Below are 12,305 nucleotides of genomic sequence, written 5' to 3' on the forward strand. Positions count from 1 at the left end.
GCTTACTCTTCTTCGATTAATACCAAGTCACTGGTATCAAGTTGACGTACATGCTCTGCAACGGTTTTGCCGTTATGTAGGAGCAGCGTTGGGGCTAGATCAAGCAGGGGACGGATCACGAACCCGCGTTCTAGCATAAATGGGTGTGGCACAGTGAGTCGCGGTAGGTCGATCGGTGCATCGTTAAATAACAGGATGTCCAAGTCTAGGGTGCGTGGCCCCCAATGACGCTCGCGAATCCGGCGATGGGCTTGTTCAATACTTTGTAGTAGGTCAAGTGTCTCAATGCCATCCAGAGGGGTATAAAAGTAGGCGACAGCATTGACGTAATCAGGTTGGTCCTGGGGGCCTACTGGTTTGCTGCCATACAGGCTAGACACCTTTAAATGATGAATTTCAGCGTGCCCACTCAGGTGCTCTATGGCGCTTTTAAGTTGTGCAAGCGGATTCTCAAGGTTGCTGCCTAAACCAATGTATACCTGATTCATAGATAGCCCTTAGTTGGTCATTATTCTTCTGTGCGTTTAGCGTTGTTTTTACGACGACGTGGACGGCGCTTTTTCGGTTTTGGGCCATCGGTCGATTGACTGCGTGGATCGGCTTTATGGATCAAGTCGCGCTGCTGATTCTCAGGAGCTTGTTGGAAGTCTGTCCACCATTGGCCTAGTCCATCTAGCTCAGTGCCACTTTGTTCGCGGATTAATAAAAAGTCGAAAGCAGCCCTAAAACGTGGATGTTGCAATAGGGTAAAGGCACGTTTGCCGTAACGCTTAGGTAAACGGAATTGTAAATCCCAGATCTCGCGCATAGGTGTAGAAAAGCGGCGTGGGATGGCTGTGGAGGCCACTTGGTTGTCTAGCACCATAGAGGCGGCCTGGTGGAGCGCTGGCATCAGCGGTAGGCCTTGCTTTTCGAACTCTTCGTGGCGCAATGCCACGCTTGGCCAAAGTAAAATAGCGTATAAAAAGTAAGGCGCAGTGCTCTTGCCATCTTGAATGCGCGCATCAGTGTTGATTAAACCTTGAGTAATAAAGGCTTCAGGTTGAATGTCTTTACGTTGCCAGCCACTTTGCAATAGGGCATCCGTGTCTGGGAAAAGGTATTTAAACAGACCGTACTCACGCAGCAATTTGAAGGTGGTGACGCCGTTGCCGCTGCCAAGTAACTTGAGAACTTCTTCGAATAAACGTGCTGGAGGAATATGGTCCAGTAGGTGAGCCATGTCTTTAATCGGTGCCGCGGTGGTTTCTTCGATGGTGAAGTCTAGCTTTGCTGCAAAGCGAATGGCGCGCAACATGCGTACCGGGTCTTCTTGGTAACGCTGGCGAGGATCTCCAATGATGCGGATCTGGCGTTTTTCAATGTCTGCCAAGCCACCGCAATAGTCATGGATCGAGAAGTCTTTGATGTTGTAATACAGAGCGTTGAAGGTGAAATCTCGGCGCTCAGCATCTTCATCGATGGAGCCGTAAACGTTATCACGCAGTATGATGCCGTGGGTAGAGCGAGCGGTGTCTTTGCCTTTTAGGGATTTGCGACCGTCTTGTTCTACGGGCTTTTCTTGGCTAGCCGTGTTGGCGCGGAAGGTGGACACTTCGATGATCTCTCGACCAAAAGTAACGTGTACAAGCTTAAAGCGACGGCCAATCAAGCGAGAGTTTGAAAATAAGTCGTGAACTTCTTCTGGTGTGGCATTGGTGACCACATCAAAGTCTTTTGGGGTTAGCCCAATTAGGTTGTCGCGGATACAGCCACCCACTAGAAAGGCGTCGAAGCCAGCATCACTGAGTCGATAGAGGACTTTGAGTGCGCTAGGGCTTACGCTTTTTCTCGAGAACGAGTGATTGTCTCGTGCTATCTCAAGTGGGTATTGTGGAGACTCTTCTGAGCCAAATAGAGACGTCGCTTTACGAACCAAAGACTTAAAACCTGCAAGCATTCTGTGACTAAATTTTAGTAGTTAATGAGTTACGCTATTCTACACGGGCTGAGTAGAAGTTACACGATAAAGAGTTAAGATGGTGTAAAGATGTTACTGAGATAGGGGGATAAGGGTACTACGAGGAGCGAAATAAAATAATCGCTTTGGATACATGAAGATACTAGTTCCGAAAACAAAGTTGGTGCTGCTTCTGCAGTTCTACTCAAGTTTTATTTTTATTATTGCAATGTCTTCATCGCCTTACGGCTGGCATATCTAAAAAAATCAATTATCCAAAGCGATTTTTCCATCCACAGCCTCAAATTTTTATTTTTATTTGAAGAGGCTGCGGTGTTCCTTGGTGTTATTTTTATTTTCAGGAACGTCTTACAATGATTAACTTATTTTTATTATGGTCAATCTTGTTATCGTTGTGCCATATATAAGGCATTTGTTGTGCCATATTTTTCAAAATGCTGAAAAGTAAGGATTTTTCATAAAAGCTGTGCACTTTTTTTACAATTTGCATCTCTTTTGGTGTGCATTTTGGTATCACTTGTTACTTTTATTCTGTTACTTTTCTGGGCACGCCAAGTTTCTGCCTTCTTTCCCATAAACTTTTACGGGATATGCCCAGAGACTGTGCGAGCTGGGTTTCGGTCATCTTATGTTGGTGCGTCTTGACGAAATGTTTGAAGTAATCGTCTAGGGTGGTGCCTTCAATATTGAATTCTGGAACGCTATTTGAGCTCTTGGTAGGCGCTGTGATTGTGCCGGTTTGTGTCTCAGGCAAGCTTTCTTTGGTTTTAAGTTTGAGGTTGTGTGCTTCAAGCTTGCCGTCTGGACTGAGGATTACCGCCCGTTCAATCGCATTCTCCAGTTCCCGCACATTACCCGGCCAAGGGTGACTTAGGATCGCCTTCTCAAAGGTCTTGGTGTATTGGGGGAGAGGCTTGTCGTGCTTGGTGCAGGCCTTTTCTAGCAGTATCTTAGCAATGGCGGATATGTCATCTCCGCGCGCTCTTAGGGGCGGCACGGATAGCTCCATGACATAGAGTCGGTAGTATAAGTCTTCCCGGAACATGCCGTTTTTGACCATCTGCAGCAGGTTTCTGTGGGTAGCGGTGACCAGTCGAATATTGACCTTGGTGGATGTTACTGCGCCCACACGGCGAATCTCCCCTTCCTGTAATACCCTTAGTAGCCGCGCTTGGGCTTCTAGGGGCAGCTCACCGATCTCATCGAGAAAGAGTGTGCCATGGTCTGCGGCGACAATGAGACCGTCCCGTGCTGACACTGCGCCAGTAAAGGCACCTTTTTCATGACCAAACAACTCTGATTCGATTAGGTTTTCGGGGATAGCGGCACAGTTTACGCTAATTAAAGCTTCTGCTTTACGTTTGGATAGGCCATGTATGGACTTAGCAACCAGCTCCTTACCGGTACCGGATTCACCGTGAATGAGGACGGTTGCATCGGTTCTGGCGACTTTCTTTAGCTCGTCAAACAGTATGTGCATGGCCGGACTATCGCCGATAATGCCGCTTTCTGGCGAACCTAAAGCCGGATGGTTATCCAGTTTTTCGGGTTGTGAAAAGAGGCTGATATTAGCGGTTGTGGACTCGATTTCTGGGGCGCTGGTAACGTCTGATGAGCGAGTTTGTTGTTTCTCCAGTACCTCAATAACTTGCGCCAGTACAGTGTCTGGATCCGTGGGCAAGGGGATAAAGTAATTGGCCCCTTTCGCCATGTATTCGATGGCGGCATTTAAGCTTGGCCGTTGATCAAAGATGATGTAAGGCAGGTCATGGATCTTACTTAAGGCTTCATCGTTTGCTTGCTCTGCATCGATTAATAGAATCTCGAAGTCGGTCAGCTCGTAGTGCTTGTTTGCTTGCTCTAGGCTCAGGCTAACGTTGACGTGAAAGCCATTTCGACTTAACCATCGATCTACTTCTTTTAAGGGCGAATTGTCAGCGCAGATCAGCATGACATGGTACATGATGTCACCTCTTGTAACTGGGTGTAACGATTATACACAGATCAGGCGTGCAGTGTGCAAGGGACTTTATTGGATGAAGTGTTGGTCTTCTGGGGCGAGAGGGAGGTTGCCTGCCTTAGGTAAGGTGCGTGACCAATGTGTGACGGCCCACTTTAATAAAGTCTCGATGGTTACTAATGCAGAAGGAATGTTTGGATAACCGAGATAGCTTAGAGCGGCTTTTAAGGTGGCGAGGTCGCCGTTGGCAATCGCTTTCGCGTGATTTTGTTTGCTTATCTTGTCACCTACGCTGTTCACAATAAGAGGCAGGTGGCAAAGGGACGGTGCTTGCCAGCCGAACTGATCATAGAGCCACAGTTGCTGACCAGTGGTGTCCAGTAAGTCAGCCCCTCGCACAATATCTGTGATGTTTTGCAGATGGTCATCTACCACCACGGCCAGTTGGTAGGAAAAATAGTCGTCCTTGCGCTTTAACACTGGATGATTACGGTCCAAAGCTAAGTCAAAGGTTTGCGTGCCTTGAATGGGGTCTAGGTATTGGTATTGCCCTTGATCACATTGGGCGCGCCAAGAGTGAGGTTTATCAGTGCTACTGTCGCAGCGTTTAGAGTGAAGGCCGCCAAACGCCTTTAGATCTGCGCGGGTACAGTTACAGGGGTAGACCTGTTGTTGTGCTCGTAATTGATCAAGGTAGTGTTCGTAAAGGTCAGTGCGGTCAGATTGAATGAGGATTTCCTCATCGGAAATGAGGTGATAGCTTTCGAGAGTGTGGATTATCGAGGCGTGATTTTCTGGGGCGCAGCGGGTGCCGTCCACATCTTCTAGGCGAACAAGCCAAGTGCCAGCATTCGCTCTGGCATCCAAGTAGCTGGCTAGAGCACTTAATAATGAGCCAAAATGTAACGGGCCAGTTGGCGAAGGTGCAAACCGGCCCCGATACGATTGAGCCATAATATTAGTTGCGAACTTGCTTTTCTTTGATTTCCGCAAGTGTCTTACAATCGATACACATAGTCGCTGTTGGACGAGCCTCTAGACGACGGATGCCGATTTCGATGCCACATTCGTCACAGTAGCCGTAGTCGTCATCGTTAATGCGTTCGATGGTTTGATTAATCTTTTTAACCAGTTTACGTTCACGGTCACGTGCACGCAGCTCTAAGCTAAATTCTTCTTCTTGGCTCGCACGATCATTAGGATCTGCGTAGTTTACAGCTTCTTCTTGAAGGTGATGAACCGTGCGGTCAACCTCTTCCATTAAGTTCTGTTTCCAGTTGAGAAGGATGCTTTTGAAATGCGCCAACTGTTGTTCGTTCATGTACTCTTCCCCTTCCGCCGCAACGTAAGGAGTAAAGTCTTTCATTAATGATTCAGGATTCTGATTTGGCATAGCGTTGCCTCACTTCCCAGGTGTTCCTTGTGGTAACCTGTTTACATTAAGTTAACGTGGTTTAAATTTTCGGGCGGAAAGTTATCAGATAATGTACGCCAGAACCACTTTTTTTTAACTAAAAGTGCATTCTTTCTCAACCAGATCTCAGGACTTCACGATATATCATGCAGAAATTAGCAAACCGAGTGGCCGATATTGCACCCTTCCAAGTTATGGCGGTGATGGAGCGAGCAAAGCGTTATCAAGGGCTAGGGGAAGATGTGATTCACCTAGAAGTCGGGGAGCCGGATTTCGTTGCCCCAGAGGCGGTTAACCGAGCGGGTGAAGCCGCCATTGCCGCAGGGAAGACGGGCTACACCTCTGCCGCAGGTTTGCCTGAACTGCGTCAAGCTATTAGTCGTTTTTATCAACAACGTTATGGCGTAGAGGTGGCTGCGGAGCGCATTCTGGTCACTCCGGGGGCATCCGGTGCGTTGTTGTTATTGAGTTCTTTAATGGTGAACTCTGGGCAAGAGGTATTAATGCCAGACCCATGTTACCCCTGTAACCGCAACTTTTTAGCTCAAGTTGGGGCGAAGGCGCGCATGGTGCCTTGCCGCACAGAAGATAACTTCGAGATTCCACTGGCTAATTTGAATGACCATTGGGACGATAATACGGCTGGTATGTGGCTGGCATCCCCTGCAAATCCCACTGGCTCCGTATTAAGCCAGGCTTATGTGGCACAAGCTTGGGAGGCGGTAAGTCAGCGCGGTGGGCATTTATTAGTAGACGAGATTTACCAAGGGCTGGTGTTTGACGGGGAAGACTTCACCGCTCTGAGTGCCAGCGATGATATCTTTGTGATTAACAGCTTCTCAAAATACTTTGCTATGACCGGCTGGCGTCTAGGTTGGATTGTCGTTCCGGAATGGGCCATCGAAGGGGCCACTAAACTGGCGCAGAACTTGTTTATCTCAGCACCGGCTGTGTCTCAATATGCTGCGATTCGAGCGTTTGAAGACGATGTCTTGGCGGAATGTGAAGGGCGTCGAGCCACCTTGGCTAAGCGCAGAGAGACTCTGATTGCTGGGCTGAATAAGTTAGGTTTGCCTATTGCCTCTGAGCCCCAAGGGGCGTTCTATGTCTATGTGGATGTGTCTGGGGTGACAGACAATGCCATGGCTTGGTGTTTAGGCTTATTAGATGAATATTATGTGGCGTTGACGCCGGGAGCGGATTTCGGTGCCCGAGATGCCCATAAGTATGTGCGTTTTGCTTACACCTGTGACTGTGAGCGATTAGAAGTGGCTCTGGATCGTATTGCGCAATTCATCGCTCGCCCTTAGTCGTTTCTAAGGCTGAATCTTCAAACTATAGCCGCTTCTATTTATAGAAGCGGCTAACTTCTTTCAAAACATCCAAAGTGATGTTGGCGGGCATGGTTTTATCCGTTGGATTGAGATTTGTGTCGGTGACTTCAAACTGCCCCGTTGGAAAAGTCGTAATGATGCGATCTTTCATAACGACGCCGTAATTAAAGTAACTATGAATCAAAAGCCACTCCCGCTCGGTGCTATCAAATAGGGAGAGACCGCTGCTGTAATCATGCATAGGTGTTTGTACGCCTAAAGCTTCGGTGAGCAAAGTTGGGACTAGGTCATAGTGACTGGTGCGATAGTCTATCTGCTGTTGCTGTTTGCCCGGCCACAGAATCAGTAGCGGCACATGGGTTTGGTTCTGGGTGAAGTTGCCTCCGTGTCCCCAGTAGTTTTTACCTGTTTCATTGAATTCTTCCCCATGGTCAGAGGTGAAAATCACAATGGTATTGTCTAGCTTGCCCGTGCGCTCTAGGGTTTGGTAAATGGTTTTTATTTGATCGTCCACAAATCGTAACGCGGTGCGGTAACGGTTTTTGTAGGGCAGTGGATCAAAATCTGGTCCAAGGGCAACATGATCCACTCGCTCCCAATAAGGCTGGAAAATAGGCTCAAAATCTGGCGGCACTACATAGCCATGGGCCGCGTCGAAAAAGACAAAGCTGACAAAAGGTTCTTTGTTGTCCTGCTCAAGGAAATTCACGAGATTGCTGACCATCTTCTCATCCCGTAAATAAGCTGTTTCCCCTTCCGTTTGGGTTTTCAGATTAGGAATGCTGCTGAACACATTGCGGTGAAAACTTGGATTAATAAGAGGGCTTGAGCCAAAAATACCTGGGGTATAACCCGCTTCAAATAAGGTGTCGAAAAATACAGGTGGGCGTTGAGCCGCCGTGAAGGCATCCCAGTAGGTCGGAGGCAGAGCATAGAAGAGGCTAAAAATACCGCCCTTGGTGACGTTGCCGCCGCTTTGATGGTCCGTGAAGTACAAGGCATCAGGCTGGTTTATCAAAGAGTAGGTAAACGGCGTTGTGACAGGGTCAAAGTTGTCCCCACGCCAAGCATCCACTGTTACAAACAAAATATTAGGTTTGCTGTCGCTTGTTAAGGGAAGTCCTTGAGTGGGGTAGTTTAGTTCACTGCCTGCCACATTATGAAGACTAGGGCGTTCCGTCACCGTGTGCGGATCGATCCAGCCTTGTTCGGCCATAAAGCGCACCGCAGTTGCTGGCTGATAAAGAGGGATGTGACGCGTCATGGCACGGATTTCTGAATTACCGTGGGCGTCATACCAGATGTGCATCAGGTTTGCGCCCAACAAACTGCCAATAACCGTTAGACAAAACAGCCAGCGACTGCCTTTTAACCGTTTTGCTAAGGTTATGCGAACGCTTGCCCATAGGGCGATGGCACTGGCGAGAGCCATCAAGGCAATCATAAAGGCGCTAAAGGCGATGGTGTACCAAGACACTTCCACTACCTGGCTGGCCCCTTCACCAAACACCAGACTCCAAACAAAGCCTCCTAAATGAAAACGGTAAAGTTCGTAGACGCGGGTGTCTGTATAAAGCAGCACTAAGGTGGCGCTGCCAACGAGCCACAATAATAGGTAATTTAAGTGTCGTTGCTTGATCAAAAAGCTCAAAAGGGCACTGAGCAAGGCTCCTAGCAAACAGAGAAAGCCTATTTGGCCCACAAAGGCGAGGGTTAAATAGCCTTTGCCAAGCCAGCTGGATGTATGGATGAAATCAAGGTATTGGCTGCTAATGAGGTAGGCAATCAAGCTATAGAACAAACCAAACAGCAAGCTGATTTTTGCCCATTGCCATCGAGTAATTGGTCTTGTTTTCATCGTTACGGGGTATCCACGAATGGTCGTTATCAAATATCTGGTGAGGCGTGATTATACTGCACTTTCAAGGCAAAAGTTTAGAACGGTTTTGCGTGGGGAGGTTGTTTAAAGGCGGGGGTATTCAAGAGGTGTTCTCAAAATCACGGCTAAGAGATTTAAGTTTACGATAAATTTCCTGAATAGGGTCAAGTTTTCCCCTCCTGATTTGCTCTAGAATGTAGGCTTCTTATTAATAGGGAAGTCGTTACTAACGAGCTTTCCCTTGTTTTCTATGACAGACTTTGTTTTTGTAACATGTTTGTCATAATTTATTTATAGCTTACGACTCGTAAATTAAGGAGCTGGTATATGACCTTTCCGATCACACGTATGCGCCGCATGCGAAAAGACGATTTCTCTCGCCGTTTAATGCGTGAGCATCGCTTGAGCGCTGACGATCTTATTTACCCAATGTTTGTGATCGAGGGGACGAATACCCGTGAGCCTGTGCCGTCCATGCCAGGTGTTGAACGTGTTTCCATCGATTTGCTATTAAAAGAAGCCCAAGAGCTGATGGATTTGGGGATTCCTATGGTGGCTTTGTTTCCAGTGGTGGGAACAGAGAAAAAATCCTTACTGGCAGAAGAAGCCTACAATCCAGATGGTTTGGCACAGCGCGCCGTACGAGCGTTACGTGAACACTTCCCTGAATTAGGTGTCATGACAGATGTGGCCCTGGATCCATTCACGACCCACGGGCAAGACGGCATCATTGATGAAGACGGCTACGTTCTAAATGATGTGACCGTTGAAGTGCTGGTGAAGCAAGCCTTATCCCACGCCGCTGCTGGCGCTCAGGTGATTGCACCATCCGACATGATGGATGGCCGCATTGGCGCGATCCGTGATGAGTTGGAAATGGAAGGCCATATTAACACTCGTATCATGGCTTACTCGGCAAAATATGCTTCGGCTTACTATGGACCCTTCCGTGATGCCGTGGGCTCAGCGGGCAACCTAGGTAAGGGCAATAAATTTAATTACCAGATGGACCCAGCGAATACGGATGAGGCCATTCGTGAGGTTCTTTTGGATCTGGATGAAGGTGCTGACATGGTCATGGTGAAACCAGGCATGCCGTACCTAGATGTGGTGCGCCGCGTTAAAAGCGAACTGGGCGTACCGACCTATGCTTACCAAGTCAGTGGTGAATACGCGATGCAAATGGCCGCGTTTCAAAACGGCTGGTTAGACAAGGATTCCGTCATGATGGAGTCCCTATTGGCTTTTAAACGCGCCGGTGCCGATGGGATTTTGACGTATTTTGCAAAAGACGCAGCCCGACTGTTAAAAGGTTAGGCTAGGTTTGGTTCGGATTGGTGTTTAGATACTGAAAATACACCAAAGAGCCCGTGACCTATTGGCTGCGTTCGTGTAATTTTTTAAGCAGGCTTTGTTTGGCAAAGCCTGCATTTATCAACACAATGGCGCCGAATGGAGCTGGCTAACATTATGTCCGACAAGCCTTTACAAGATACCCAATCCACACGTGCTTCGAGTGAGTCTGAAGTCAGCGCTGCCGAGGTTAAAAAACAGATCGCAGAAGCGGCAGAAGAACTGGTATTAGAGCCCATTCCTGAGCAGCCTATTGATCCAAGTCGTTTGGCCATAGAAGAGCGTTTGCCAGAAGACATCGACATCAATGATCCTGAGCTGTATTTCAACCGGGAGCTTAGCCATCTTCAGTTTAACGCCCGGGTGTTAGAACAAGCCATGGATGAAAACCATCCTGTGCTTAACCGACTAATGTTCTTATGTATTTTTAGTTCAAACATGGATGAGTTCTTTGAGATCCGTGTGGCGGGGCTAAAAAGCCAAATCGAATACAGCCGTGAGAAAAACGGCCCAGATGGCATGCACCCGAAGAAGGTGCTCAGTCTGATCAGCGAGCACGCCCATAAGCTGGTTCGCCGTCAGTACCGCATATTAAACGACATTATTTTCCCTAAGCTTGCTGAAGAAAATATCCGCTTTATTCGCCGCTCCCTATGGAGTGAGAAGCAAGCCGCTTGGGTGAAACGTTACTTCCGCGATAATGTCTTACCGATTATCAGCCCTATCGGGTTGGACCCGGCGCACCCGTTCCCACGCTTGGCCAACAAAACCTTTAACTTCGTTGTTGAATTGGAAGGCAGAGACGCCTTTGGCCGTGAAAATGGCCTTGCCATCGTGCCAGCCCCCAGCTCCTTGCCGCGTTTGGTAAAACTACCAGACGACGTGTGTGAAGGGGGGGACAACATGGTGTTCTTATCTTCGATCATTCACGCCCATGCGGATCAGTTATTCCCAGGGATGACGGTTAAAGGCTGTTTCCAGTTTCGTTTGACCCGTAACGCAGATTTGGAAGTGGACTCCGACGATATCGGTTTGGATTTGGCGGGTGCCTTACGTACCGAGCTGCAAAGTCGACATTACGGTAGCTCAGTGCGTTTGGAAATCGCCGACAACTGTCCGGTTCATATCGTGGACTCCCTGCTGGCTCAGTTTGATCTTTCGAATGAAGACTTGTACCGCATCGATGGCCCTGTGAACCTAAGCCGATTGCTTGCTGTACTGGAGCTGGTGGATCGTCCAAGTCTTATGTACGCGCCTTTCTCACCGGGCTTACCTAATAAACTGGCGAAATCTGGGGGGATTTTCGAATCCATCCGCCAGCGTGATTACCTGTTGATGCACCCATTCGAAAGCTTTTCGCCGGTCATTGATATGCTCAGCGAAGCAGCGAAAGACCCCAATGTGGTGGCAATTCGTCAAACCCTTTACCGTACGGGAGCGCGCTCACCTATTGCCAATGCTCTAGTAGAAGCCGCTCGAAATGGTAAAGAGGTCACCGTGGTCATCGAGCTTCGTGCCCGCTTTGATGAGGCGGAAAACTTGGCCTTGGCAAGTCGCTTGCAAGATGCGGGTGCGATTGTGGTCTATGGTGTGGTTCGCCACAAAACCCACGCTAAGATGATCTTGATTGTGCGTCGTGAAGCCGCTGAATTGACCCGTTACGTCCACTTAGGCACGGGTAACTACCACGCAGGTAACGCGCGTCTGTACACGGATTACAGCTTCTTAACCTGTGACAAAGAGATTGGTGACGACGTACATCGGGTATTCCAGCAGCTCACTGGCATGAGTAAAGAGCTAAAAGTGAAGAAGCTGCTTCACGCGCCTTTTACCTTGCGTGATCGCCTGTTAGAAATGATCGCCAAAGAAGCGGAAAACGCTGCCAAAGGGGAGCCTGCCCGCATCATCATCAAGGTGAACTCCTTGACGGAACAACGTTTGGTACAAGCCCTATACAAAGCGTCCCAAGCAGGGGTGAAGATCGATCTGATTGTCCGTGGTATTTGTACTCTACGTCCAGGGATCAAAGGGGTATCGTCTAATATTCGAGTGCGCAGTGTGATCGGTCGTTTCTTGGAGCACACCCGAGTCTACTATTTCTACAATAACCGTACGCCACTGGTGTACTTATCCAGTGCGGATGGTATGGATCGTAACTTGAATAACCGAGTGGAAGTGGCCTTCCCAATTCAAGACTTTAAGTTGGCCCGTCGGGTGAAAAAAGAGTTGGAGTATTACCTTAACGACAATACCCAAAGCTGGATTTTACAAAGCGATGGCTCCTATCAATTGGCCAAGCCTCGTAAAGGGGAGTACCGCAGTGCCCAACGTGCCTTGTTGAATGACTTGGCGGATAACGCACGCTAGCGAAAAGCCATAGAACTTGGGTTAGTAAACCAGAAACC

At 48.4% G+C, this 12,305-nt stretch carries 9 protein-coding genes; 3 read left to right on the top strand and 6 right to left on the bottom strand.

The features are described 5' to 3' along the window. Nucleotides 1–2 precede the first annotated feature (2 nt). The 5 genes from folK to dksA form a co-directional block, all read right to left on the bottom strand. On the bottom strand, nucleotides 3–488 hold the full coding sequence (gene folK, locus ACZ5DR_RS08055; RefSeq protein WP_377368760.1) for a 2-amino-4-hydroxy-6-hydroxymethyldihydropteridine diphosphokinase: 486 nt from the start codon (nucleotides 486–488) through the stop codon (nucleotides 3–5). Between the two features lie 20 nt (nucleotides 489–508). Then, nucleotides 509–1,939: a polynucleotide adenylyltransferase PcnB gene (gene pcnB, locus ACZ5DR_RS08060; RefSeq protein WP_377368758.1), complete on the bottom strand. Its 1,431-nt coding sequence runs from the start codon at nucleotides 1,937–1,939 to the stop codon at nucleotides 509–511. A 547-nt stretch (nucleotides 1,940–2,486) separates the two neighbouring features. Continuing rightward, the gene (locus tag ACZ5DR_RS08065; protein ID WP_377368756.1) at nucleotides 2,487–3,923 is read right to left on the bottom strand and encodes a sigma-54 dependent transcriptional regulator; all 1,437 of its coding nucleotides are present in this window, start codon (nucleotides 3,921–3,923) and stop codon (nucleotides 2,487–2,489) included. A gap of 66 nt (nucleotides 3,924–3,989) precedes the next feature. After that, nucleotides 3,990–4,874, bottom strand: coding sequence for a tRNA glutamyl-Q(34) synthetase GluQRS (gene gluQRS, locus ACZ5DR_RS08070; RefSeq protein ID WP_377368754.1), 885 nt, complete (start codon nucleotides 4,872–4,874; stop codon nucleotides 3,990–3,992). A 4-nt stretch (nucleotides 4,875–4,878) separates the two neighbouring features. Continuing rightward, nucleotides 4,879–5,313, bottom strand: a complete 435-nt coding sequence (gene dksA / locus ACZ5DR_RS08075) for an RNA polymerase-binding protein DksA (protein WP_377368752.1) — start codon at nucleotides 5,311–5,313, stop codon at nucleotides 4,879–4,881. A 167-nt stretch (nucleotides 5,314–5,480) separates the two neighbouring features. On the opposite strand from dksA, the gene ACZ5DR_RS08080 reads away from it, so the two are divergent. Further along, complete coding sequence (locus tag ACZ5DR_RS08080) at nucleotides 5,481–6,644, top strand: aminotransferase class I/II-fold pyridoxal phosphate-dependent enzyme (RefSeq protein ID WP_377368750.1); 1,164 nt, start codon at nucleotides 5,481–5,483, stop codon at nucleotides 6,642–6,644. A 37-nt stretch (nucleotides 6,645–6,681) separates the two neighbouring features. Here the strand turns inward: ACZ5DR_RS08080 and ACZ5DR_RS08085 are convergent, their stop codons facing one another. Then, nucleotides 6,682–8,526: a DUF3413 domain-containing protein gene (locus ACZ5DR_RS08085; RefSeq protein WP_377368748.1), complete on the bottom strand. Its 1,845-nt coding sequence runs from the start codon at nucleotides 8,524–8,526 to the stop codon at nucleotides 6,682–6,684. A 348-nt stretch (nucleotides 8,527–8,874) separates the two neighbouring features. Here ACZ5DR_RS08085 and hemB point away from each other — a divergent pair, with 348 nt between their 5' ends. After that, the gene (hemB, locus tag ACZ5DR_RS08090; RefSeq protein WP_377368746.1) at nucleotides 8,875–9,864 is read left to right on the top strand and encodes a porphobilinogen synthase; all 990 of its coding nucleotides are present in this window, start codon (nucleotides 8,875–8,877) and stop codon (nucleotides 9,862–9,864) included. A 153-nt stretch (nucleotides 9,865–10,017) separates the two neighbouring features. Beyond that, complete coding sequence (ppk1, locus tag ACZ5DR_RS08095) at nucleotides 10,018–12,267, top strand: polyphosphate kinase 1 (protein WP_377368744.1); 2,250 nt, start codon at nucleotides 10,018–10,020, stop codon at nucleotides 12,265–12,267. The last annotated feature ends 38 nt before the right edge of the window (nucleotides 12,268–12,305 follow it).

The organism is Marinomonas vaga, from assembly GCF_055388305.1.